The sequence below is a fragment of the Mitsuaria sp. TWR114 genome (genome assembly GCF_007997345.1).
In genome coordinates, this window is the sequence record NZ_VOSR01000997.1 from 1 (window position 1) to 651 (window position 651).

At 75.9% G+C, this 651-nt stretch carries 1 protein-coding gene and 1 pseudogene; both read left to right on the top strand.

Features of this window, described 5'->3' with window-relative positions:
- Positions 1-226, top strand: a pseudogene (locus FUT87_RS26670) (hypothetical protein); the annotation flags it as partial.
- On the top strand, positions 223-651 hold a 429-nt coding region (locus FUT87_RS26675), incomplete at its 3' end, for an ABC transporter ATP-binding protein (RefSeq protein ID WP_147242934.1). The pseudogene FUT87_RS26670 and the gene FUT87_RS26675, both read left to right, overlap by 4 nt.

Consider the following 651-nt stretch of genomic DNA (forward strand, 5'->3'; position numbering starts at 1 on the left):
GGTCGAGCACGACATGGACGCGGTCTTCCGGCTCGCCGACCGCGTGTCGGTGCTGGTGAGCGGGCGCGTCATCGCCACGGGCACGCCGGACGAGATCCGCAACGACGCGGCGGTCCGGCAGGCCTACCTCGGCGACGAGGCGGAGGCCGCGGACCGGGGGGACGCGATGGATGTGGCGGACCGGCACCCGTCGGCCCGGAGCCACCCGGCGAAGGAGGGCGCATGAGCGACGCGCTGCTCGAGATCGAGGGCCTGCGCGCCGGCTACGGCGGCAGCCAGGTGCTGTTCGGCGTCGACCTGCGCATCGCGCCGGGCGAGGTCGCGACGCTGCTGGGCCGCAACGGCATGGGCAAGAGCACGACGCTGCGTTGCCTGACCGGCTGGCTGGCGCCGAGCGGCGGGCGCATCCGCTTCGCCGGCGAGGACGTGACCGGCTGGCGCGCCGACCGCATCGCGCGGCTGGGCCTGGCCATCGTGCCCGAGGGGCGCCGGGTCTTCCCCAACCTCAGCGTGCTGGAGCATCTGCGGGCCTTCGAGGCCAACCGCTGCCGCGCGGCCGAGCCGTGGAGCGCCGAGCGGGTCTTCGCGCTGTTCCCGCGGCTGCGGGAGCGCGCGGCCAACCTCGGCCAGCAGCTGTCCGGCGGCGAGCAG